This is a genomic window from Nocardioides sp. Root240 (assembly GCF_001428825.1).
Lineage (GTDB): Bacteria > Actinomycetota > Actinomycetes > Propionibacteriales > Nocardioidaceae > Nocardioides.
In genome coordinates this window covers 19,981-42,706 of record NZ_LMIT01000001.1, presented here as the reverse complement: position 1 = coordinate 42,706, position 22,726 = coordinate 19,981, and the positions used below count along the sequence as shown (strand labels likewise).

The window sequence follows — 22,726 nt, the reverse complement described above, 5'->3', positions numbered from 1 at the left end:
GCACGACTTGGGGAGAACCACCTGATGCGAATCGCGATGCTGTCCTACCGCAGCAAGCCCCACGTGGGCGGCCAGGGGATCTACATCCGGCGGCTGACCCGGGAGCTCGTGGCGCTCGGCCACACGGTCGAGGTGTTCTCCGGCCAGCCCTACCCCGAGCTCGACGAGGGCGTCACCCTCACCAAGGTGCCGAGCCTCGACCTCTACCGCCCCGGCGACGAGTTCCGGAACCCGCGCCCGAGCGAGTACCGCGACCTGATCGACGTCGAGGAGTGGCTGACCATGCGCAGCGGCGCCTTCCCGGAGCCGATGACCTTCAGCAAGCGCGTGGTCAAGGTGCTCAAGCGGCGCGTGGACGACTTCGACATCGTCTTCGACAACCAGACCCTCGCCACCCCGCTGCTCGGCGTCGAGGACCTGGGCCTGCCGCTCGCGGCCACGATCCACCACCCGATCACGATGGACCGCCGCATCGAGCTCGCCGCCGCGGTCTGGGCCAAGCGCAAGGCCGGCTCGAAGTGGCGCTTCGAGCTGCCGAAGATCGGCGTCTGGCGCTGGTACTCCTTCCTCACCGAGCAGAAGCGCACGGCGCCGAGGCTGCGCCGCGTCGTCGTGCCGTCGGAGTCGTCGAAGCGCGACGTCGTGCGCGAGTTCGGCGTCGACCCGGCGCGGATCGAGACGATCCTGCTCGGCGTCGACGACCGCTTCGTCCCGCCGACCGAGCCCCGCGTGCCCGGCCGGATCCTCGCGATGGCCAGCGCCGACGCGCCGCTCAAGGGCATCTCGGTGCTCCTCGAGGCCTTCGCCAAGCTCGTCGTCGAGCGCGACCTCGAGCTGGTGCTGGTGACCAAGCCCAAGGCGGGTGGCGTCACCGAGAAGCTCATCGACCGGCTCGGCATCGTCGACCGCGTCTCCTTCGCCAACGGCCTCACCGACGACGAGCTCGTCGCGTTGATGGGCTCGGCCGAGCTGGCCTGCGTCCCCTCGCTCTACGAGGGCTTCTCGCTGCCGACCGCCGAGCTGATGGCCTGCGAGACCCCGCTCGTCGTCTCGCGCGCCGGTGCCATCCCCGAGGTCGTCGGTCCCGACGGCCTCTGCGCGGACGTCGTCGAGCCCGGCGACGTCGGTGCCCTGACGAGTGCCGTCGCGGCGCTGCTCGACGACCCCGCCCGACGCGCCGAGATGGGTGCTGCCGGGCGTCGCCGGGTCAAGGAGCTCTTCAGCTGGACCGCCGTCGCGGCGAGCACCGCCGCCGTACTCGAAGACGTGATCGCCGAATACAAGGCCGAGAAGGCCTGAGGGAGAACAGAGATGCTGACCGTTGACTTCGACCGCCTGGGCCTGCGGGCCGGTGACCGCGTCCTCGACATGGGCGCCGGTGCCGGTCGTCACAGCTTCGAGATGTACCGCCGCGGCGCCGACGTGATCGCGTTCGACCTCGATGCCGACGAGCTCGAGGGCGTCCGCGACCTGTTCGTCGCGATGAAGGAGGCCGGGGAGGTGCCCGAGGGCGCCGAGGCCGACGTCAAGCAGGGTGACGCGCTCGCGCTGCCCTTCGCCGACGGCGAGTTCGACCGGATCGTCTGCTCCGAGGTGCTCGAGCACATCCACGACGACGTCGCGGCGATCCGCGAGCTGATCCGCGTGCTGCGTCCCGGCGGCACCCTCGCCGTGACGGTGCCCCGGTGGCTGCCCGAGGTCATCAACTGGCGCCTGTCGGCCGACTACCACAACGCCGAGGGCGGCCACATCCGCATCTACACCGACCACGAGCTGGTCGACAAGGTCACCAAGGGCGGCCGGTTCAACGACGGCACGCCCGGTGAGGCCATGGTCTTCGAGGGCAAGTCCTACACGCACGGCCTGCACGCGCCGTACTGGTGGATCAAGTGCGCCGTCGGCGTCGAGAACGACAACCACCCGCTGGCGAAGGCGTACCACAAGCTGCTGGTCTGGGAGATCATGAAGCAGCCCAGGGCCCTCCAGCTGGCGGGCAAGGTGCTCGACCCGATGATCGGCAAGAGCATGGTGCTGTACTTCCGGAAGCCGGAGAGCCTGTGACGCGCGGAGCCGTGCCCGAGGTCCCGCTGAGCCGCCTGCCGTACGTCGAGGGCGTTCTCTCCGCGCAGCAGGTCGCCGACACCGCGGCAGCCATCGCGGCCATGCAGGAGCCGTGGGGCGCCGTGCCGTGGACCACCGGTGAGCACGTCGACATCTGGAACCACGTCGAGGCCGCGATGGCGATGCTCGTCGGCGGCCAGGTCGAGGCCGCCGAGCGCGCCTACGCCTGGGTGCCCACCATGCAGCGCGCCGACGGCTCCTGGCCGATGAAGATCGTGGGCGGCGTCGCCGACGACGAGCGCGGCGAGGTCAACATGTCGGCGTACTTCGCCGTCGGCGTGTGGCACCACTGGCTGGTGCGTCGCGACATCCGCTTCGTCGAGCGCTACTGGCCCTCGGTGCGGGCCGGGCTCGACTTCGTGGTCTCGCTCCAGGAGCCCTTCGGCGGCATCCGCTGGACGCCGGTCGACGACTTCTGCCTGCTGACCGGCAACTCCTCGATCTACCACTCGCTGCGCGCCGGCGTCGCCCTCGCGGACCTGATGGACGACCCGCAGCCTGAGTGGGAGCTCGCCGGGGGCCGGCTCGGCCACGCCGTGCGCTCGCACGCCGACCTGTTCGAGGACAAGTCGACGTACTCCATGGACTGGTACTACCCGGTCCTCGGCGGCCCGGTCCGCGGCGACGCCGCCCGGTCGCTGCTGTCGAAGCGGTGGGACCAGTTCGTCGTCCCCGGCCTCGGCATCCACTGCGTCGACACCAACCCGTGGGTGACCGGCGCGGAGACCTGCGAGCTCGCGATGGCGCTCGACGTGCTCGGCGACCAGCGCTCCGCGCTGACCCTGCTGACCGACATGCAGCACCTGCGCGAGGACGACGGCCGCTACTGGACCGGCTGGGTCTACGACGACCCGAGCCGTCCGGCACCGGCCGACGAGCCGCGCAACGTGCACTGGCCCCACGAGCACACGACCTACACCGCCGCCGCGGTGCTGCTCGCCGTCGACGCGCTGGGAGAGACCTACGGCCACGCCACCCCGGGCTCGGGGATCATGCGCGGCACGTCCCTCGCCCCGCACTTCGACGAGATCGCGCTCGAGTGCGACTGCACCTCCACGCCGGTCCGCTGACCACGAACCGTGCCTCGTGGCACCACGAACCGTGCCTCGTGGCACGACGAACCGTGCCTCGTGGCACGACGAACCGTGTCACGTGACGCCAGGTTCGCTGCACCATCACTGACTGGTCGTGGTGCCACGAGCAACGGCTCGGAGAGCCATCATCGACGGTTCGTGGTGCCACTTGGCACGGTTCGTGGGGTCAGAGCGGGTCGCCGGCCGCGCCTGAGGTGCGCTGCAGGACACGGAGGGAGCCGGTGCTGGTGACCTCCGTGAACTGCCCGCTGGCGAGCGCCGGCAGGTAGATCAGCTCGTACGGCGGACGTCCCCCGTCGGCCGGGTCCGGGAAGACGTCGTGGATGGCGAGGTAGCCGCCCGCCTCGACCCAGTGGGCCCAGCCGGCGAAGTCGTCGCGCGCGGGCTGCTCGCCGTGCCCGCCGTCGATGAACAGCAGCGACAGCGGCGTGCGCCAGTGCGCCGACACCGTGGTGGACTGCCCGACGACGGCGACGACGTGGTCCTCGAGGCCGGCGCGCGCGATGTTCTTGCGGAACTGGCCGAGCGTGTCCATCAGCCCGAGCTCCGGGTCGACCACGCTGGAGTCGTGGTGCTCCCAGCCGGCCTGGTTCTCCTCGGAGCCGCGGTGGTGGTCGACGGTGAAGACGACGGCCGTCGTACCGGTGGCGGCGGTGACCTGCTGTGCGGCCGCACCCAGGTAGATCCCGGACTTGCCGCAGTAGGTGCCGACCTCGAGTGCGGGGCCATGAGGCAGGCGCTCGAGCGCGATCCGGAACAGGAGGTCGCCCTCGTTCTCGGGCATGAAGCCCTTGGCTAGCCGGGCGTGGTCCAGCAGGTCGGACGGCATGGTGTCGGTCACCCGACCACTCTAGTAGAGTTAGAACGCGTTCTAGTTTCGAGACGCTCGCTCGTTCCTCGCGAGCTCCTCAACCACCGGATAGGCGGCACCATGTCGATCGGCATCACCGACGAGCAGGTCGAGCTCGCCGACAGCCTGCGCAAGTGGGCCGCGAGCCTCGGTCCGCTGGAGGCCGCGCGCGCGGCCGAGGGCGACGTCGCCGCGGACTTCGCTGCGGTCTGGTCCGCCGCCGAGGAGATGGGCATCGCGGCCATCGCGGTCCCGGAGTCCGCCGGCGGTGGGGGTGGCACGGTGCTCGACCAGGCGGTCGCGCTCGAGGCCTGCGCCCGGGAGCTGGTGCCGGGCGGACTGCTCGGCGCCGCGATCGGGGCGACGCTCACCGGACGCCCGGGCCGGTACGGCGTGCAGGTGCGCCCCGGCGGCGTCGTCTGGGACGGCGGTACGGCCGACGAGCAGCTGCTCCTCGACGAGGGCCCGCTGGCCGTCGCCCTCGGCGTCGACCTCGGCAGCCGGCATGCGTCGGTCGCCGGCGGCAACGGCGGCAACGGCGACACTGGCGACGAGCGTCGGCGCCTGCTGGCCGTGACGCTCGCCGCCGCCGAGGCGGCCGGCGTCGCCCGCTGGTGCCTCGAGACCGCCGTCGACTACGCCAAGGTGCGCGAGCAGTTCGGCCAGAGGATCGGCGCCTTCCAGGCGATCAAGCACCTCTGCGCCCAGATGCTCGAGACCGCCGAGTCCGTGACCGCCGCCGCGTGGGACGCCGCGGCCGCGGCCACGGCGCTCGACGAGGGGGAGGGCGACGACGTGCAGTGGGCCTTCGCCGTCGACGTCGCCCAGGCGACCTGCTTCGACGGCGCCGTCGAGGTCGCCAAGTCGTGCATCCAGGTGCTCGGCGGCATCGGCTTCACCTACGAGCACGACGCCCACCTCTACCTCCGCCGGGCGCTCACCCTGCGCGCCCTCGTCGGCTCGGCCGACGACGCGGCCGAGCGACTGACCGCCGCCGCCGTGGCGGGCGTCCGGCGCCAGGTCGACGTCGACCTCGAGGGCCGCGACGAGGTGGTCCGGCCCGACGCCCGCGCCACCGCCGAACGGATCGCCGCGCTGCCGGCGGGGGAGCAGCGCGCCGCCCTCGTCGACGCGGGCTACCTCACGCCGCACTGGCCGACGCCCTACGGACTCGGCGCCGACCCCACGCTGCAGATCGTGATCGACCAGGAGCTCGGTCGCGCGGGCGTCGTACGGCCGGACCTGGTGATCGCCGGCTGGGCGGTCCCGACGATCCTCTCGCACGGCACCGACGCGCAGCGCGAGCGCTTCGTGCGGCCCTCGCTGCTCGGCGAGCTGACCTGGTGCCAGCTGTTCTCCGAGCCCGGCTCCGGCTCCGACCTCGCCTCGCTGCGCACCCGCGCGGTCAAGGTCGACGGTGGCTGGTCGCTGACCGGCCAGAAGGTGTGGACCTCGGTAGCCGAGCGCGCCGACTGGGGTATCTGCCTGGCCCGCACCGACCCCGACGCCCCGCAGCACAAGGGCATCACCTACTTCCTCGTCGACATGAGGTCGTCCGGCATCGAGGTCCGCCCGCTGCGCGAGATCACCGGCGAGGCGCTCTTCAACGAGGTCTTCCTCGACGACGTCTTCGTCCCCGACGAGTGCGTGGTCGCCGAGCCCGGTGACGGCTGGCGCCTGGCCCGCACCACCCTCGCCAACGAGCGCGTCGCCATGGCCAGTGCCCGCCTCACCAGGAGCGTCGAGCGGGCCGTCGAGCTGGCCGCCGCCGGCGAGGTCGGCCCCGTCGCCCGGGTCCAGGTCGGCCACCAGGTCGCCCTCGCCACCGTCTGTGCCCTCCTGGGTGTCCGTACGACGCTGCGCGCCCTCGGCGGGCACGGCCCCGGTGCCGAGTCGAGTGTCGCCAAGCTGCTCGGTGTCCGCAGCCGCCAGGACTCCTCGGAGCTGGTCGTCCGCCTGCAGGGCGACAACCTGGCCCTGCTCGACGTGATCGGCAAGGCGTCCGACGTACCGCTGGCGGCGGACCTGTGGGAGCAGCTCAACACCCGTTGCCTGTCGATCGCGGGCGGGACGACGCAGATCCTGCGCAATGTCGCGGGCGAGCGGATCCTCGGGTTGCCCCGCTAGTCGGTCGTCCGCGGTGGCGAGGACGCCCCTTGGGGTTGGTCGTGCGGTGCCGCTACCTCGCGTCGGCGGCCGGATCCATCGGGTCCGCCGCGCCTGCGGACAACCGCTCGCGGCGCCAGTTGTTCCAGTGCCAGGTCAGGAAGCGGTCCGTGGCCCGGACCAGGTGCTGCGACCTGATCGACGGGAAGATGTCGAAGGCGTGCTGGGCGCCCGGGAGCTCGGCGTAGACGACGGTGCGCTTGGAGGTCTGGCGCAGGGCGGCGACGAAGGCGCGCGCCTGGCCGGGGTCGACGAGGGTGTCGCGGGAGCCGTGGATCACGAAGAAGTCCGGGTCGTCGGGGGTGACGCGCAGCAGGGGAGAGGCCTGCTCGAAGACCTCGGGCTCGTCGCGGAAGCGCCGCTTGACCACCCGGGGGGCGATGAACTTGTCCCGCATCAGCGCGGCGGAGCGCAGCCCGGACACTCCCGCCCAGTCGTAGACGCCGTAGTAGGGCACAGCCGCCTCGACCGAGGTGTCGGCGGACTCGAAGCCCGGCTGGAACTCCGGCGCGTTGGGCGTCGTGGCGGCGAGGGCGGTCAGGTGCCCGCCGGCCGAGCCTCCCGTGATGGCGACGTAGTCGGGATCGCCGCCGTAGTCCGCGATGTTGTCCTTGATCCAGGCGATCGCGGCCTTGACGTCGACGATCTGCGCGGGCCACGGGTCGCGGGGCGCGAGCCGGTAGTTGATCGCGACGCAGATCCACCCCTTGGCCGCCATGTGCTGCATGAGCGGCAGGCCCTGCTGGTCCTTGTTGCCGATCGTCCAGCCGCCGCCGTGCACCTGCAGGAGCACGGGAGCTCCCGATGCAGGGGTCACCTCGGAGGTGTAGACGTCCAGCAGACCTCGGCGCCCGTACGACGTGTAGCGGATGTCGCGGTGGACCTCGATGCCGGCTCGTCGCGCTGCCCGCCCGAAGGCGAACGGGTTGACGAGGCTCCGCCACGGCGTGGCCAGGTCGGCCGGGGTGGGCTTGGCGTCGAGCTGCTCGACGTAGTCGACACCGAGACCCTCGACCAGCGCGTCCTCGGCATCCTTCACGGCCTGTCGGCTCTGGCCGATCAGGTACGCGAGCCCGGCGGCCGAGCCCCCGGCGAGCGCGAGTCCGCGCCAGTCGCGTCGAGACCGGCTCAGGTGGGCGGCCGCGTCGGCGGCGGTGAGGCCGAGCAGGTGCGGGGCCAGCTCACCGGTGATCCAGCCGGCGAAGAAGGCCGGGATGCCGGCGCGGAAGCCGGGCAGGGGCCGGATGGCGTTGGCGGTCAGCGCTGCGGTGATCGCCTGGCGCCGTACGAATCCCATGACCCGAGGATATCCGGCTCGTTGTGAGAAACTGGTACTCGTTCTAGTTTTCCATGGGGGTCAACGAATGGATCGGCTGTCCGGGCTCGACGCGAGCTTCCTGTACCTCGAGACCCCGGCGCAGCTCATGCACGTGTGCGCGGTCATGGTCCTCGACCCGGAGACGATGACGTCGCCGTACTCCTTCGACGCGATCCAGGCGCGCATCGGTGAGTCGGTCCACGACGTCCCGGGCTTCACCCGCAAGATCCGGGGCGTCCCCCTGGGCCTCGACCACCCGGTCTGGGTCCGCGACCGCAACTTCGACATCGAGCGCCACGTGCACCGCCTGGCCCTGCCGACCCCCGGCGGGTACGCCGAGCTGATGGACCTGTGCGCCCACCTCGCCTCGTTGCCGCTGGACCGCTCTCGGCCACTGTGGGAGATGTGGGTCATCGAGGGCTACCGGCCCGAGGGTGAGGACGCCGAGAAGGTCGTCGTCTTCGCCAAGATGCACCACGCCACGGTCGATGGGGTCTCCGGCGCGAACCTGATCTCCCACCTGTGCTCCATCGAGCCGGGCGCGGCCCCCTTGGTCCCCACCGAGCAGCGGCACCCGCGTGACCCCGGCCGGGGCGAGCTGCTCGGTCGCGCCGTCATCGGTACGGCGGCCCGCCCGGTCACCCTCGTCAAGGTCCTCAAGCCGTCGGCCCAGCTGATCACCAAGAGCATCGGCCGGGCCCGCCAAGGCACCGCCATGGCCGCACCCTTCTCCGCGCCGCGCACCTCCTTCAACGGCACCATCACCTCGCACCGCTCGATCGCCATGGCCGACCTCGACCTCGACGAGATCCGCCGCATCAAGAAGGCGACTGGAACGACCGTCAACGACGTCGTCCTCGCCGTCGCCGGCGGGGCGCTGCGCGCCTACCTCGCCGAGCGCGACGAGCTGCCGACGTCCTCCCTGCTGGCGACCGTCCCGGTCAGCGTCCGCGACAGCTCACGCCGCTCCAGCGGCGCCAACAAGGTCTCCGCGCTGTTCACGAAGCTCGGTACCGACATCGGCGACCCGCTCGATCGACTGCGGATGCTCGCCGAGCGCAACCAGCACGCCAAGGAGCACCACAACGCGATCAGCGCCGACGCGCTGCAGGACTGGGCGGAGTTCGCCGCTCCGCGGACCTTCGGGCTCGCCGTCCGCACCTACGCCAACCTGCGCCTCGCCGAGCGGCACCCCGTGGTGCACAACCTGGTCATCTCCAACGTGCCCGGCCCGCCGATCCCGCTCTACTTCATGGGCGCGCGGATCGAGGCGCTGTGCCCGCTCGGCCCCGTCTTCCACGGAGCCGGCCTCAACGTCACGGTGATGTCGAACGCCGGCAGGATGCACGTCGGCGCCATCGCCTGCCGCGAGTCGATGCCCGACACCGACGCGCTCGTCCGGCACTTCCCGGCAGAGCTCGAGCGGCTCACCGCTGCGGTCGACGCGCTGGGCTGAGTGCGCTTCGTCCCGCCCGAAGTGGTTGCGGTTTGGTCCCAAACCGCATGCGACACGCCGTGCGGGCATGCGGTTCGTGCCCAATCGAGGCCCGTCCGGTTCACGCCGCCCGGATTACCGCGCCCGGATCCTCAGCGCGGCTCCGGCCGCCTGAAGTCGCGCCGCCGCGCGTTCACCGTCGCGGCGGCCTCGACGAACCTCGGCACGAACTTCTCCGACGCCAGCACGCACCCGGCGTGCCCGTCGTCGACCTCGTGGATGGTCGCGCCGGGGATCGAGCGCGCCAGCGCGATCTGGCGTGAGGTCGGGATGACCCGGTCGCGCATCATCACCACCACCGCCGTCGGTACGTCGATCCGGCCGATCCACGGTCGCGAGTGGTGCCGCCCGAGCGCCGCGAGGGCCTGGCCGACGGCCCACGGGCTGGTCGAGCGGAACTCCCGCAGCGCCCACTCGTGCATGTCCGAGGGAGCCAGACCGCCGCGGGCGGCGAGCCGCCCGGCCTTGAGAGCGGTCCGGGAGCGCGACACGCCGCGCAGCGCGAGCATGGTCGAGCCCATCCCGAGGAAGAAGCCGCGCTCGGCAGCGTTGAGCTGGAAGCGGTCGGTGGTGGCGCCGAGCACCAGCCCGTCGACCTTGTCGGGGTGCTGGCGCCAGACCCGCTGGGCGACGATCGACCCCATCGAGTAGCCGCCGACGACCACGTCGCGCAGTTCGAGCACGTCGATCAGCGCGGCGACGTCGTCGGCGCAGTCCGTGAGCGAGAACTCCTCGCTGCGGATGCCCTGCCCGTGCCAGCGTTGGTCGAGGGTGACGACGCGGAACCGCTTCGACAGGGGCTGGATCGCGGGGAACCAGGTCAGCAGCCCGGTCGTCCCCAGCGCGTGGAGCAGGACGATGGTGGGGGAGTCGGGGCTCGGCCCCGGCGTGTCGGTCACGTACGTCGCGCCGCCGCGTCCGGGCAGCTCGACCATCCGTCCCGGAGGGATCGGCACCCACGGGATGTAGACCCGGTTGCGCGCGACCTCTGCCAGTGAGACGACCCCCATGCGCTCAAGACTAGAACACGTTACAGTTTGCATCGTGGATGCTGAGTCAAACAATGAGGCGGGCGAGGCAGTCCGCGCCGTCGTCGCCGAGGTCCTCGAGCGCGAGTCGGACGCCCGTGAGTGGGCGGCCTGGGCCGCTGCCGGCCTGACCGCGCTCCCCGTTCCCGAGGAGCACGGCGGGGAGGGCCTGGGCCTGACCGAGGTGGCCGTGCTGCTCCGCGAGGCCGGCCGCCACGCGGTGCAGGTGCCGGCGTGGGAGACGCTCTGCTGCGGCGCGCTCACCCTGGCGTCGTACGGCACCGAGGTGCAGCGCAAGGACCTGCTGCCCGGCATCGCGACCGGCGAGCTGGTCGTCACGCCCGCCCTCCGCGGCGACGCTGTGTACGACGGCAGCCGGGTCACCGGCCGCAAGCTGGCCGTGACCCATGTCGAGGCCGCCCACCGCCTCCTCGTCGTCGCCACCGAGGGCGACCGCGAGGTCGTCGTGCTCGTCGACCCGCGTGGCGAGGGCGTCGAGCTGCTGCCGTCGAGCGCGTCCAGCGCGGCTCCGCAGCACACCGTCGTCCTCGATGGGGCGCCCGCCGAGGTGCTCGAGGACGGCGCCGCGGCCCGCCTCCGGGACCTCGCCCGGGCCGGCCTCGCCGTCACCGCCGCCGGCGTGCTCTGCGGTGCACGCGACCTGACCGCCGGCTACGTCAAGGGGCGCCAGCAGTTCGGCCGTGCGCTTGCCGAGTTCCAGGCCGTGTCGCTGCAGATGGCCGACGTCTACGTCGCCTCCCGCACCCTCGACCTCGCCGCCGACAACGCCGTCTGGCGGGTCGCCGAGGGCCTCCCGGCCGCCGAGGACCTGGCGGTCGCCGGGTACTGGGCGAGCCAGGTCGCGCCCTACGCCTTCCGCACCTGCCACCACCTCCACGGCGGCATGGGTGTCGACATCACCTACCCGCTCGTCGGGTTCACCACGTGGGGCACCGACCTCGCCCACGCGCTCGACACGACGGCCGCACAGGTTCCCGTCGAGTCCAGGGACGCCAAGAACCTCGAGCTCACCGCCGAGCAGCGCGACCTCAAGGACCGCCTGCGCGCGTACTTCGGTGGCGTCGCCGCGCAGTACGAGGGCCTGCACGACCCCGACCCGGTCGAGGGCGCGTGGGACCGCCACGGCCCGACGTACTCCCGCCTGATCCGGCAGCTCGGCACCGACGGCTGGATGGGCGTCGGCTGGCCCAAGGAGTACGGCGGCCACGGACTCGGCGAGATCGAGCAGACGATCTTCGCCAACGAGGCGCAGTACGCCGACGTGCACCTGCCGTCCGTCACGCTGCAGACCGTCGGCCCGACCCTGATCCGCTACGGCACGCAGAAGCAGAAGGACCTGTTCCTGGAGCGGATCCTCAAGGGCGACGTGCACTTCGCCATCGGCTACAGCGAGCCCGACGCCGGCACCGACCTCGCCTCGCTGCGGACGACGGCCAGGCGGGACGGCGACCACTACGTCGTCAACGGCCAGAAGATGTGGACCACCGGCGGCCACCACGCCGACTACCTGTGGCTCGCGGTGCGCACCGATCCCGACGCCCCGAAGCACAAGGGGATCTCGATCCTCATCGTCGACACCTCGGACCCCGGCTACAGCTGGACGCCGATCATCACGGCCGACGGCTCGCACCACGTCAACGCGACCTACTTCAACGACGTGCGCGTCCCCGTCGACATGCTCGTCGGCGAGGAGAACCAGGGCTGGAAGCTGATCACGACGCAGCTCAACCACGAGCGGGTCATGCTCGGCCCGGCCGGCCGGATCGAGGGCCTGCGCGACCGCGTCATCCGGTGGGCCGACGCCGCAGGCGTGCGTGACGAGCCCGACGTCCGCGACCTGCTCGGCAAGACCACCGCGGTCTTCCGCATCAACGAGCTGCTCAACTGGGAGGTCGCGCGCGCCGCGGCCTCGGGCGAGCTCCAGGTGGCCGACGCGTCGTCGTCCAAGGTGTTCGCCTCCGACCAGGTCCAGCACCTGCTCGCCGACCTGGTCTCCCTGGTCCACCGCCACGGCGATCCCGGTGACCCGGCGACCCGTGACCTGCTCGACTACCTCGACGGCCAGGCCAAGCGGAACCTCGTCATCACCTTCGGTGGCGGTGTCCAGGAGGTCCAGCGCGAGCTGATCTCGATGTTCGGCCTCGGCCTGCCGCGGGTTCCTCGATGAGCGCCCCGGTCGAGCCGCAGCAGCTGGTGGACCCGGCCGTCCACGAGAAGGTGATGGCGGAGGCGGAGCGGATCAAGGCGTGGGGCGAGGCCGCCGAGCGGTACGCCCGCGACGAGGTCAACCAGCCGACGATCAACAACTGGCTCGAGGCGATGGGTGTCGACAACCCCCGCTTCAAGGCGGGCGAGGCACCGCCGTCCATGGCCCAGGTCTGGACGATGTACGGCCTCGGCGGGAGGCCGTCCGAGGACGACCCGCTGCACGCGATGATGCGCGCGCTGACCGACGCCGGCTTCACCGCCGTCCTCGGCACCAACTGCGAACAGGCCTACGACCGCTACCTCACGGTGGGCGAGCAGCTCCGGGTGACCACCGCGCTCGACTCCGTCGTCGGACCGAAGGCCACCGGCATGGGTGTCGGGTACTTCGTCACCTCCCGCAACACCTGGTACGTCGGTGACGAGCGGGTGGCGACCATGCTGTTCCGGGTCCTCAAGTTCATCCCCAAGGGGGACTCATGAGCGGCCCGGTGCGCCCGGTCGTCAACCGGGACAACGCCTACTTCTTCGAAGGTACGGCGAACCGCGAGCTGCGCATCCAGAAGTGCAACCAGTGTGGCGTCCTGCGCCACCCTCCCGGCCCAGCCTGCCCGGACTGCGGCGCGTTCGACCGCGGCTACGTCGTGTCCGCCGGCGAGGGGACGGTGTTCTCGTACCTCGTCCACCACGCCCCACAGGTGCCCGGCAAGGAGCTGCCGCTGGTCATCGCGCTGCTCGACCTCGACGAGGGCGTGCGGATGGTGGCCGAGATGACCGGACCCGTCGAGATCGGCGACCGCGCGAACGTCGGCTGGAACGTGATCGACGACGACCTGACCCTCCCGATCTGGACGAAGGTGGACCGATGAGCAGCGCGCTGAAGGTGGGGGACCGGCTGCCCGATTGGAGCCTGCCCATCACCCCGACCCTGGTCGTCTCGACCGCCATCGCGACCCGCGACTTCCAGGACGTCCACCACGACCGCGACATCGCGCAGGCGGCCGGCTCGAAGGACATCTTCGTCAACATCCTGACCTCGACGGCGCTGTGCGAGCGCTACGTGACCGACTGGGCCGGCCCCGACGTGCAGATCCGGGGCATCGCGATCCGGCTCGGGGCGCCGGCGTACCCCTACGACACCTTCACGTTCACCGGCGAGGTGACCGAGGTCGAGGACGGCGTTGCCACCATCAAGGTGGTCGGCGCGGTGTCCCTCGGTGACCACGTCATCGGAACGGTCAAGGTGGCCGCATGAGCGAGCGCACCCTCTCCGGCAAGGCCGCGATCGCCGGCATCGGCGCCACGGAGTTCTCCAAGGAGTCCGGCCGCTCCGAGCTCCAGCTCTCCGTCGAGGCGGTCCGCCACGCCCTCACCGACTGCGGCCTCACGCCCGCGGACGTCGACGGCCTGGTGACCTTCACGATGGACACCTCCTCGGAGATCGCGGTCGCCCGCGAGCTCGGCATCCCGGAGCTGCGCTTCTTCAGCCGCATCAACTACGGCGGTGGCGCCGCGTGCGCCACCGTCCAGCAGGCTGCGATGGCCGTCGCCACGGGCGTCGCGGACGTCGTGGTCGCCTACCGCGGCTTCAACGAGCGCTCCGGCGACCGTTTCGGCCAGGTCTCCAACTGGGCCGCCGCGCAGGTCAACACCAACGGCCTCGACAACGCGTGGACCTACCCCCTCGGCCTCTCCACGCCCGCGGCGACGGTCGCCATGCAGGCCCGCCGCTACATGCACGAGTACGGCGCCACCTCCGAGGACTTCGGCCGCGTCGCCGTCGCCGACCGCCGCCACGCCGCCACCAACCCTGCCGCGTTCTTCTTCGGCAAGCCGATCACCCTCGAGGAGCACCAGGCCTCCCGGATGATCGCCGACCCGCTGCACCTGCTCGACTGCTGCCAGGAGTCGGACGGCGCCGTCGCGATCGTCGTCGTTTCCGCCGAGCGCGCCCGCGACCTGGCCCAGAAGCCGGCGTACATCACCGCCGCCGCGCAGGGCTCGGGCAAGGACCAGTTCGTGATGACCTCGTACTACCGCGAGGACATCGGCATCCCGGAGATCGGCGTCGTCGGTCGCGAGCTCTGGAAGCAGTCCGGCCTCACGCCCGCCGACCTGCCGATGGCGATCCTCTACGACCACTTCACGCCGTACGTCCTCATGCAGCTCGAGGAGCTCGGCTTCTGCGGCCGCGGTGAGGCCAAGGACTTCGTGAGGGACGGCGCCCTCGAGGTCGGTGGTCGCCTCCCGATCAACACCCACGGCGGCCAGCTCGGCGAGGCCTACATCCACGGCATGAACGGCATCGCCGAAGGCGTGCGCCAGGTCCGCGGTACGTCGGTCAACCCGGTCGCGGACGTGGAGAACGTCCTCGTCACGGCGGGCACGGGTGTGCCGACGAGCGGGTTGATCCTCAGCGCGTGACGTGCGGCTCGCCCGGCACGTGGTAGAGCCGCCCCTCCTGCGCCTTCACGGTGGCGACGAGCACGAAGCTCATCGTCACCAGCAGCGCCCACGCCCCGAGCTTCGACGTGTGCACGACCTCCCACACCTCGACCTGCCCGGGGTAGCGCCAGGCGTTCAGCAGGGTCGCCAGGTTCTCGGCGAGCCAGAGGAAGAAGCCGATCAGCAGGAACGACAGCGACAGCGGCATCCGGTAGCGGGCGTCGCCGACGGTGAAGTGGACCTGGCAGCGGCGCAGCACCCACAGGCCGACGACCGCCAGCACCACCCGCAGGTCGACGATCCAGTGGTGGGTGAAGAAGTTGGCGTAGATGCCGATCGCCACGAGCGTGACCGGCACGGGTGGGTAGTGGGAGACGCGCAGGTCGAAGCGGCGCCACGCCTGGCAGATGTAGGAGCCCACGGCGGCGTACATGAAGCCGGAGGACAGCGGCACCCCGCCGACCTTGGTCACCGCGTCGCCGGGGTAGACCCACGAGCCGACGTGCACCTTGAACAGCTCGAGGCCGAGCCCGAGTGCGTGGAAGGCCACGATCACCAGCACCTCGCGCCAGGTCTCCAGCCCGACCGCCCAGAAGCCGAGGGTCAACGCCACGCACCAGACCAGGAGGGCGTCGTACCTCGCCACCGGGAGCGGTACGACGAAGGCCAGGGCCAGTCCTGCGAACACGCCGATCGCGAAGGCGCACGACTGCAGCTCGAGCCATCCGAAGCGCACCAGCTGCGTGACGAGCCGTCGTACGGTCAGGACGGGTCCTCGACCCAGACGTTGTCGTGCTCGGCCATGAACGCGTCGTACTCCTCGGGCGTCCACTGCTCGCCGCGCGCCAGCCGGTCGAGGCCGTCGAAGTAGGGCTCACGAGGGGCGCCGGGGGAGAAGTGCAGCAGCATCGACGCCCGCGCCCCGGACTCGTTGCGGAAGCCGTGCAGGCCGCCCGGCGGCACGTGCACGAAGTCGCCGGACCGGGCGCGGACCCACTCGACGCCGTCGTGGATCCGGATCTCGCCGTCCAGGACGTAGAACGACTCGGCCATCGAGCGGTGGAAGTGCAGCCCGGGGCCGCTCACCGCCTCGGAGAACTCCCAGCGGTAGAGCCCGAAGAGCCCGCCGGTCGTCTCGCCGCGGGCGAGGTGGTGGACCCGGTTGCCGTTGGGGTAGACGAGGTCGGGCAGTGCGTCACCGGGCCGGGCCCACGCCGAGACCTCGCCGTCGCCGTCGTACAGGGGTGGGGGATACGACATGCCGCCACGCTATGCCCGGGGTGGCCGGGTCACTCGGATTTCGTGCCGTTGCCCAACCCGATCCCGAAGGCGATGCCGAGCAGCACCCCGAGGAGCAGCAGGAGGAAACGGTCGGTCGTGAACCACAGCAGCACGCCGGCCAGGCATCCGAGTCCGAGGGCCTGCCAGTTCATCCCTCGACGGTAGCCCGCGTGTCCACGTGAGGGGGCCCACATCCGCAAACCCACGCCGCTGTGCCACCATGTCCTCAAGAGCTCGCGTGCTCTGGGGTCGGTGAAAATCCGAGCCGGCGGTGAAAGTCCGCGACCCGATCGCAGCCAGTGATCGGTTGACCAGGTGGAATTCCTGGACCGACGGTCAAAGTCCGGATGGGAAGTGCACGCAAGCGTCGTCGGACGCGCAAGCCCGCTTCGGGTCCTCCGTCCGACCGACGTCCTGCAAGCCCCGGAGTCCGCAGCAACGGACCACGAGAGGCCAGCAGTGACCAGCACATCGGCCGGGAGCTTCGCCCGGGAGTACGACGCGATGCGTCGTGCGATCGCCCTGGCGGCGAGCCCGGGCGTGCCGCTGCACCCCAACCCGCGCGTCGGCTGCGTGCTGCTCGCCGAGGACGGCACCGTCGTCGGCGAGGGCTACCACCACGGCGCGGGCACGCCGCACGCCGAGGTCGAGGCGCTCGCGGTCGCGGGCGACCGGACCCGTGGGGCCACCGCTGTGGTCACCCTCGAGCCGTGCAACCACACCGGCCGCACCGGCCCCTGCGCGCAGGCCCTCATCGCCGCCGGCGTACGACGGGTCGTCGTCGCCCAGCGCGACCCGAACCCGCTGGCGGGCGGTGGCCGGGAGACCCTGCTCGAGGCGGGCGTCGAGGTCGAGGACGGGTTGCTGGCCGACGAGGCCGCCGCGCTCAACCGCGCGTGGACCTTCGCGCACCTCAACGGCCGCCCCTTCGTGACGTGGAAGTTCGCGACCACCCTCGACGGCCGCAGTGCGGCCTCCGACGGCAGCTCGCGCTGGGTCTCGTCCCTGCCCGCGCGCCGCGACACCCACCTGCTGCGCGCGCTGTGCGACACGATGATGGTCGGCACCGGCACGGTCGAGGTCGACGACCCCCAGCTGACCGTCCGCGACGACGACGACCAGCCGCTGGCCCACCAGCCGCTGCGTGTGGTCGTCGGTGACCGCGACCTCCCGGCCGATCGACGCATCTTCGACGACGCCGCCGAGACGCTGCATCTGCGCACCCACGACCCGCTCGACGCGCTGCGGACCCTGTACTCCGAGCACGACCGCCACCACGTCTTCCTCGAGGGCGGCCCGACCCTGGCCGCGGCCTTCCTCAAGGCGGGCGTCGTCGACGAGGTGATCACCTACGTCGCACCGCTGCTGCTCGGCAGCGGCAGGTCGGCCGTCGGCCGGCTCGGAATCCGATCGATCGACAAGGCGTTGCGCCTCGAGATCACCGACACGACCGTGGTCGGGGAGGGCGCCGACGCCAACGTCCGCCTGGTCCTGCGCCCGGTCCACGAGGTTTCGAGGCTCACGAGCTCGCACCTCAACCACCGAGAGGAGCAATGACGTGTTCACCGGCATCGTCGAGGAATTCGGCACCATCGAGGCCATCGAGGACCAAGGCGACGCGATCCGCCTGACCATCGCCTCCGACATCACGTTGTCCGACGCGGGCCTCGGTGACTCGATCGCCGTCAACGGCTGCTGCCTGACCGTCGCGGAGCGCACGGACGGCACCTGGACGGCCGATGTGATGGCCGAGAGCCTGGCGAAGACCAGCCTCGGCGACCTCGCGGTCGGCGACCGGGTCAACCTCGAGCGAGCGGTCACCGCCGAGAAGCGGCTGGGTGGCCACATCGTCCAGGGCCACGTCGACGGCGTCGGCCAGGTCGTACGCCGTACGCCCAGCGAGCACTGGGAGGTCGTCGAGATCTCCATGCCCGCCGAGATGGGCCGCTACCTCGTCGACAAGGGGTCGATCACCGTCGACGGCATCTCGCTGACGGTCGTCGAGGCCGGCGACGACAGCTTCACGGTGAGCCTCATCCCCGAGACCCTCGCCCGCACCACCCTCGGCTTCCGGTCGCCCGGCGACCGCGTGAACCTCGAGGTCGACGTCATCGCCAAGCACGTGGAGAAGCTGGTCCGTGCGTACACCAAGGAGAACAACGCATGAGTGACAAGGTCAGGCTCGACGACGTCGAGCGCGCGATCGCCGACATCGCCGCCGGCAAGGCCGTGGTGGTCGTCGACGACGAGGACCGCGAGAACGAGGGCGACATCATCTTCGCCGCCAGCAAGGCGACGCCGGAGCTGATGGCCTGGACGATCCGCTACTCCAGCGGCGTGATCTGCGCGCCGATGCCGGGGGCCATGCTCGACCGGCTCGAGATCCCGCTGATGACCCCCCACAACAAGGACGCCTACCGTACGGCGTACACGATCTCCGTGGACGCCCGCGACGGTACGACGACCGGCATCTCCGCCGCGGACCGTGCCCGCACCGTGCGCACCCTCGCCGACTCGGCCACCGAGCCGTGGGAGCTCACCCGCCCCGGCCACGTGTTCCCGCTGCGCTACCGCGAGGGCGGCGTCCTGGTCCGCCGCGGCCACACCGAGGCCGCCGTCGACCTGTGCCGCCTCGCCGGCCTGACGCCGACCGGCGTCCTGGTCGAGGTCGTCAACGACGACGGCACCATGAAGCGCGCGCCCGAGCTGCGCGCCTTCGCCGACGAGCACGGCCTCGCGATGATCTCCATCGAGGACCTGGTCCGCTACCGCCGTCGCGTCGAGCGCCACGTCGTCCGCGAGGCCGAGACCAGTCTGCCGACCAGCCACGGTGACTTCACGGCCATCGGCTACACCATCACCGTCGACGGCAGCGAGCACGTCGCGCTGGTCTACGGCGACCCGGAGACCCTCGGCGAGAGCGGCCCGGTCCTGACCCGGGTCCACTCCGAGTGCCTCACGGGCGACGTCTTCGGCAGCAGCCGGTGCGACTGCGGCCCGCAGCTCGAGGAGGCGATGGACCGCATCGTCGAGAACGGCAGCGGCGTGGTGGTCTACCTGCGCGGCCACGAGGGCCGGGGGATCGGCCTGGTCGCCAAGCTGCAGGCCTACCAGCTGCAGGACGGCGGCCGCGACACCGTCGACGCCAACCTCGACCTCGGCCTCCCGGCCGACGCGCGCCACTACGGCGCCGCGACCCAGATCCTCAAGGACCTGGGCGTCGACGAGGTCCGCCTGCTGACCAACAACCCCGACAAGGTCAGCTCGCTGGAGGACTACGGCATCAAGGTCGCCGAGCGGGTGCCCCTGACGCCGCACCCCAACGGCCACAACCTCGCCTACCTGCTCACCAAGCGCGACCGCATGGGCCACCAGCTGCCCGGACTGAACGACCTCGAAGGAGACCTCTGACATGGCCGGACACGGCGCCCCCGACATCGCCCCCGTCGACTGTCACGACCTCCGCGTCGCGGTCGTCGCGGCCAGCTGGCACAGCGTGGTGATGGACGGACTGATCGCCGGCGCGCAGCGTGCGTTCGCCGACCACAAGCTCGAGGCGCCGGTCGTGGTGCGGGTGCCCGGCGTGTTCGAGCTGCCCGTCACGGCGGCGGCCCTCGCGCCGTCGTACGACGCCGTGATCGCGCTGGGCGTGGTCATCCGCGGCGGTACGCCGCACTTCGACTACGTCTGCAACGCCGCGACCGACGGCCTCACCCGGGTCTCGCTCGACCACCACACCCCGGTCGGCTTCGGCGTGCTCACGTGTGACAACGAGGAGCAGGCCCTGGACCGCGCGGGCCTCGAGGGGTCCCACGAGGACAAGGGCTACGAGGCCGCTTCGGCGGCGCTGCAGACCGCCGCCACGCTGAAGAAGGTGCGCAGCCGGGGCTACACCGGCTGACTCCGCCGGGGTGAGACCGGTGCGGGACGGTCCGCCGCGACGCCGTAGGCTCCACCCCTGTGAAGACGTTCGACGAGCTGTTCGCAGAGCTCAGCGAGAAGGCACAGACGCGGCCCGAGGGGTCCGGTACCGTCCGGGCGCTCGACGCCGGCGTCCATGCGATCGGCAAGAAGCTGATCGAGGAGGCCGCTGAGTCCTGGATGGCCGCCGAGCACGAGGGCCGGGAAGCCACCGCGCTGGAGATCAGCCAGCTGCTCTACCACGCCCAGGTCCTCATGATCGCGAGCGGACTCTCGCTCGAGGACGTCTACGCCAACCTCTGAGGAAGCACTTCCCATGCTGAAGATCGCCGTGCCCAACAAGGGCGCCCTGTCCGAGGCCGCCTCGGGCATGCTCCGGGAGGCTGGCTACGCCCAGCGCTCGGAGTCCAAGCAGCTCACCAAGCTCGACCCCGACAACGAGGTCGAGTTCTTCTACCTGCGTCCGCGCGACATCGCGCTGTACGTCGGCGAGGGCACCCTCGACGCCGGGATCACCGGCCGAGACCTGCTCCTCGACTCCCACGCCACCGCCGCGGAGTCGCTCCAGCTCGGCTTCGGCCGGTCCAAGTTCCGCTTCGCCGCGCGTCCCGGCACCGCCACGTCGGTGGCCGACCTGGCGGGCAAGCGGATCGCGACGTCGTACGACGGCGTGGTGAAGCGCTACCTCGCCGAGCAGGGCATCGAGGCCTCCGTCGTCCGCCTCGACGGCGCGGTCGAGACCAGCATCCAGCTCGGTGTCGCCGACGTGATCGCCGACGTCGTGGAGACGGGCAGCACCCTGCGCAACGCGGGCTTGGAGGTCTTCGGCGACGTCATCCTCGAGTCCGAGGCCGTGATGATCACCCGCCAGGGCGCCGACGAGGCCGGCCTCGAGATCTTCACCCGCCGGCTGCAGGGCGTCCTGGTCGCCCGCGCCTACGTGATGATGGACTACGACATCCGGGCCGAGAAGGTCGAGCAGGCCATCGCCCTGACCCCCGGCATCGAGAGTCCCACCGTCAGCCCGCTCCACCGCGAGGGGTGGGTCGCGGTCCGCTCGATGGTGAAGCGGGCCACGGCGCAGCGGGTCATGGACGAGCTGTTCGCGCTCGGCGCGCGAGCCATCCTGACCACCGACATCCACGCATGCCGGCTCTGATGTCCCAGCAGCCCGTCACCGCGCCCGCCCTGCCGCACACCTGGCGGCCGTTCGGGCCGCGGATGGCGGCGGCGGTCTTCGGCGTCGTACTGGTCGCGGGCTTCGCGTGGCTCTGGATCACCTTCGACGACGGCACCAAGGCGAGCGTCAACGTCTACGAGCGCGGCACCGTGATCGCGATCGTCCTCGGCGGCCTCGTCCTGCTCAACGGCCTGGCCCGTTCGCGTGTCGTCGCCACGCCCGAGGGCCTCACGATCGTCAACGGCTACCGGACGCGCCGGCTCGCGTGGTCCGAGGTCGGCACCTTCCGGATGCCCCAGGGCGCCCCGTGGCCGCACCTCGAGCAGGGCGAGGACTCCCGCATCCCGATCATGGGCATCCACACCTCCGACGGCGGTCGTGCCGCCACCGCGGTCCGGCAGTTGCGCGCCGTCGTCGCAGAGCACACCGCCTGACAGCTCCGGGTCCGCTTCGCCCTGCGGTTTGGTCCCAAACCGCAGGCGACACGCCGATGGGCCATGCGGTTTCCGCCCAAACGGTGCCCGGTCCTCGCTGGGGCCGGATCCCGCGGAGATCCCGCCACCGACACCCGCGAGTGTTGCGGTTTGGTCCCAAACCGCAGACGACACGCCGGTGCGGCATGCGGTTTCCGCCCAACCGACGCCCCGACGTCATCGACTGATCCGCCTCGTCCCCGTGGCCGGCGTCGGGCCACCCAGCCCGCCGGGCTCAGATCGCCCGGATGCCCCAGGACGCCGAAGAGCTCGCCCCCGGCTCCAGCACGACCAGGTCCTCGCCCGAGTTGAAGGCATCCGGCGGAGCGGTCATCGGCTCCACGGCCACACTCACCCGCGGCGTCGGGGTGTCGTCGCCGGTGTAGACCTGCAGCCACCGGTGGTGCCCGTCGACCCACAGCGTTACCCCGGTCCCGCCGGCCCTCAGCCGTACCGTCGCGACCCCGTCCGCGTCCCGCTCGAGGTCGGTCACCGCGTGGTTGAGCACGGTCCCGCCCAGCGGCGACGCGACCACGCCGGCGAAGGGTGCCCGACCGGTCGGCAGCAGTCGCTCGTCATCCACCGTCAGGTACGTCGACGCCGGCAGCTCGAGCTCCCAGCCGTCGCAGGGACCGGGACCTGCCAGCAGGTACGGGTGCGCGCCGGAGGCGTAGGGCGCGGGGGAGTCCGCCTCGTTGGTCGCGCCCTGCGTCACGGTGAGCCCGTCCGCACCGAGCGCGTAGGTCACCGTCAGGGAGAGCGCCCACGGGTAGCCGGTCTGGGCCGGCAGGAAGTACCGCAGCTCGATGACGTCGGCCTCGTGCCGGGCGACGGTCCATGACACCCACCGCACCAGGCCGTGGGAGGCGTTGCCGCGCTTCGGCTCGGTCAGCGCGAGCTGGTGGGTCGCGCCGCCGAACTCGTAGCGGCCGTCGCGCAGCCGGTTCGGCCACGGCACGAGCAGCTGGCTGCGGCCTCCGGCCGGCATCGCGTCCGCGTCGAATCCGTCGACGAGGTCGCGGCCGTCGTACCGGAGCCGGCGCAGGACGCCACTCTGGGTGACCACCGCCTCGTAGCCGTGGGACGCGATGGCGTACTGCTCTCCGGTGGGTGCGTTCACGGCCCGAA

At 71.5% G+C, this 22,726-nt stretch carries 24 protein-coding genes and 1 riboswitch; of the genes, 17 read left to right on the top strand and 7 right to left on the bottom strand.

The window, feature by feature from the left end; genetic code table 11:
* Window positions 1-24 precede the first annotated feature (24 nt).
* Genes ASE20_RS00220 through ASE20_RS00210 form a run of 3 tightly spaced genes read left to right on the top strand, consistent with a single transcriptional unit; the run spans window position 25 to window position 3,191 of the window.
* Entirely contained in the window at window positions 25-1,299 is a 1,275-nt protein-coding gene (locus tag ASE20_RS00220) for a glycosyltransferase family 4 protein (protein ID WP_056892535.1), read from the top strand.
* A gap of 12 nt (window positions 1,300-1,311) precedes the next feature.
* The gene (locus ASE20_RS00215) at window positions 1,312-2,061 is read left to right on the top strand and encodes a class I SAM-dependent methyltransferase (protein WP_056892534.1); all 750 of its coding nucleotides are present in this window, start codon (window positions 1,312-1,314) and stop codon (window positions 2,059-2,061) included.
* A gap of 11 nt (window positions 2,062-2,072) precedes the next feature.
* A complete protein-coding gene (locus tag ASE20_RS00210; protein ID WP_225868965.1) occupies window positions 2,073-3,191 on the top strand; it encodes a prenyltransferase in 1,119 nt (372 codons plus the stop codon).
* 190 nt (window positions 3,192-3,381) lie between these two features.
* Here ASE20_RS00210 and ASE20_RS00205 read toward each other — a convergent pair whose 3' ends face one another.
* On the bottom strand, window positions 3,382-4,056 hold the full coding sequence (locus ASE20_RS00205; RefSeq protein ID WP_225868966.1) for a class I SAM-dependent methyltransferase: 675 nt from the start codon (window positions 4,054-4,056) through the stop codon (window positions 3,382-3,384).
* 90 nt (window positions 4,057-4,146) lie between these two features.
* Between ASE20_RS00205 and ASE20_RS00200 the strand changes: the two genes are divergently transcribed.
* The gene (locus ASE20_RS00200; protein WP_056892532.1) at window positions 4,147-6,192 is read left to right on the top strand and encodes an acyl-CoA dehydrogenase; all 2,046 of its coding nucleotides are present in this window, start codon (window positions 4,147-4,149) and stop codon (window positions 6,190-6,192) included.
* Window positions 6,193-6,244: 52 nt separating this feature from the next.
* Here ASE20_RS00200 and ASE20_RS00195 read toward each other — a convergent pair whose 3' ends face one another.
* Entirely contained in the window at window positions 6,245-7,528 is a 1,284-nt protein-coding gene (locus tag ASE20_RS00195) for an alpha/beta hydrolase (RefSeq protein WP_056892531.1), read from the bottom strand.
* A gap of 67 nt (window positions 7,529-7,595) precedes the next feature.
* Between ASE20_RS00195 and ASE20_RS00190 the strand changes: the two genes are divergently transcribed.
* On the top strand, window positions 7,596-9,005 hold the full coding sequence (locus ASE20_RS00190; RefSeq protein WP_056892530.1) for a WS/DGAT/MGAT family O-acyltransferase: 1,410 nt from the start codon (window positions 7,596-7,598) through the stop codon (window positions 9,003-9,005).
* A gap of 131 nt (window positions 9,006-9,136) precedes the next feature.
* On the opposite strand, the gene ASE20_RS00185 is transcribed toward ASE20_RS00190, so the two are convergent.
* On the bottom strand, window positions 9,137-10,054 hold the full coding sequence (locus tag ASE20_RS00185; RefSeq protein ID WP_056892529.1) for an alpha/beta fold hydrolase: 918 nt from the start codon (window positions 10,052-10,054) through the stop codon (window positions 9,137-9,139).
* A gap of 34 nt (window positions 10,055-10,088) precedes the next feature.
* Between ASE20_RS00185 and ASE20_RS00180 the strand changes: the two genes are divergently transcribed.
* From ASE20_RS00180 to ASE20_RS00160, 5 genes are read left to right on the top strand one after another with little or no spacing between them, the layout of a single operon-like run.
* The gene (locus tag ASE20_RS00180) at window positions 10,089-12,260 is read left to right on the top strand and encodes an acyl-CoA dehydrogenase (RefSeq protein ID WP_225868967.1); all 2,172 of its coding nucleotides are present in this window, start codon (window positions 10,089-10,091) and stop codon (window positions 12,258-12,260) included.
* Window positions 12,257-12,781, top strand: a complete 525-nt coding sequence (locus ASE20_RS25115) for an FAS1-like dehydratase domain-containing protein (RefSeq protein ID WP_056892527.1) — start codon at window positions 12,257-12,259, stop codon at window positions 12,779-12,781. Before ASE20_RS00180 ends, ASE20_RS25115 begins: the two co-directional genes overlap by 4 nt.
* Complete coding sequence (locus tag ASE20_RS25110; protein ID WP_056892526.1) at window positions 12,778-13,167, top strand: Zn-ribbon domain-containing OB-fold protein; 390 nt, start codon at window positions 12,778-12,780, stop codon at window positions 13,165-13,167. The genes ASE20_RS25115 and ASE20_RS25110 overlap by 4 nt, the downstream gene beginning before the upstream one ends.
* Entirely contained in the window at window positions 13,164-13,553 is a 390-nt protein-coding gene (locus ASE20_RS00165; RefSeq protein ID WP_056892525.1) for a MaoC family dehydratase, read from the top strand. Before ASE20_RS25110 ends, ASE20_RS00165 begins: the two co-directional genes overlap by 4 nt.
* Window positions 13,550-14,722, top strand: a complete 1,173-nt coding sequence (locus ASE20_RS00160) for a lipid-transfer protein (RefSeq protein ID WP_056892524.1) — start codon at window positions 13,550-13,552, stop codon at window positions 14,720-14,722. The genes ASE20_RS00165 and ASE20_RS00160 overlap by 4 nt, the downstream gene beginning before the upstream one ends.
* Here the strand turns inward: ASE20_RS00160 and ASE20_RS00155 are convergent.
* The 3 genes from ASE20_RS00155 to ASE20_RS24525 are packed head-to-tail and all read right to left on the bottom strand — an operon-like array spanning window position 14,712 to window position 16,176.
* Entirely contained in the window at window positions 14,712-15,479 is a 768-nt protein-coding gene (locus tag ASE20_RS00155) for a DUF817 domain-containing protein (protein WP_225868968.1), read from the bottom strand. The two genes, ASE20_RS00160 and ASE20_RS00155, sit on opposite strands and share 11 nt — an antisense overlap.
* Before the next feature lie 26 nt (window positions 15,480-15,505).
* Entirely contained in the window at window positions 15,506-16,003 is a 498-nt protein-coding gene (locus ASE20_RS00150) for a cupin domain-containing protein (RefSeq protein WP_056892523.1), read from the bottom strand.
* A gap of 29 nt (window positions 16,004-16,032) precedes the next feature.
* A complete protein-coding gene (locus ASE20_RS24525) occupies window positions 16,033-16,176 on the bottom strand; it encodes a hypothetical protein (protein ID WP_157538348.1) in 144 nt (47 codons plus the stop codon).
* An 82-nt stretch (window positions 16,177-16,258) separates the two neighbouring features.
* Window positions 16,259-16,388: riboswitch (FMN riboswitch) on the top strand.
* A gap of 140 nt (window positions 16,389-16,528) precedes the next feature.
* Here ASE20_RS24525 and ribD point away from each other — a divergent pair.
* Genes ribD through ASE20_RS00115 form a run of 7 tightly spaced genes read left to right on the top strand, consistent with a single transcriptional unit; the run spans window position 16,529 to window position 21,559 of the window.
* The gene (gene ribD, locus ASE20_RS00145; RefSeq protein WP_056893034.1) at window positions 16,529-17,581 is read left to right on the top strand and encodes a bifunctional diaminohydroxyphosphoribosylaminopyrimidine deaminase/5-amino-6-(5-phosphoribosylamino)uracil reductase RibD; all 1,053 of its coding nucleotides are present in this window, start codon (window positions 16,529-16,531) and stop codon (window positions 17,579-17,581) included.
* Window position 17,582: 1 nt separating this feature from the next.
* On the top strand, window positions 17,583-18,191 hold the full coding sequence (locus ASE20_RS00140) for a riboflavin synthase (protein WP_056892522.1): 609 nt from the start codon (window positions 17,583-17,585) through the stop codon (window positions 18,189-18,191).
* Window positions 18,188-19,435: a bifunctional 3,4-dihydroxy-2-butanone-4-phosphate synthase/GTP cyclohydrolase II gene (locus tag ASE20_RS00135; RefSeq protein WP_056892521.1), complete on the top strand. Its 1,248-nt coding sequence runs from the start codon at window positions 18,188-18,190 to the stop codon at window positions 19,433-19,435. The genes ASE20_RS00140 and ASE20_RS00135 overlap by 4 nt, the downstream gene beginning before the upstream one ends.
* Window position 19,436: 1 nt before the next feature.
* Window positions 19,437-19,925, top strand: a complete 489-nt coding sequence (gene ribH, locus ASE20_RS00130) for a 6,7-dimethyl-8-ribityllumazine synthase (RefSeq protein WP_056892520.1) — start codon at window positions 19,437-19,439, stop codon at window positions 19,923-19,925.
* A gap of 59 nt (window positions 19,926-19,984) precedes the next feature.
* Window positions 19,985-20,248: a phosphoribosyl-ATP diphosphatase gene (locus tag ASE20_RS00125; RefSeq protein ID WP_056892519.1), complete on the top strand. Its 264-nt coding sequence runs from the start codon at window positions 19,985-19,987 to the stop codon at window positions 20,246-20,248.
* Between the two features lie 13 nt (window positions 20,249-20,261).
* On the top strand, window positions 20,262-21,104 hold the full coding sequence (hisG, locus tag ASE20_RS00120) for an ATP phosphoribosyltransferase (protein WP_056892518.1): 843 nt from the start codon (window positions 20,262-20,264) through the stop codon (window positions 21,102-21,104).
* Window positions 21,104-21,559: a PH domain-containing protein gene (locus ASE20_RS00115; protein ID WP_225868969.1), complete on the top strand. Its 456-nt coding sequence runs from the start codon at window positions 21,104-21,106 to the stop codon at window positions 21,557-21,559. Before hisG ends, ASE20_RS00115 begins: the two co-directional genes overlap by 1 nt.
* A gap of 274 nt (window positions 21,560-21,833) precedes the next feature.
* Here the strand turns inward: ASE20_RS00115 and ASE20_RS00110 are convergent, their stop codons facing one another.
* On the bottom strand, window positions 21,834-22,718 hold the full coding sequence (locus tag ASE20_RS00110; protein WP_056892516.1) for an aldose 1-epimerase family protein: 885 nt from the start codon (window positions 22,716-22,718) through the stop codon (window positions 21,834-21,836).
* Between the last annotated feature and the right edge of the window lie 8 nt (window positions 22,719-22,726).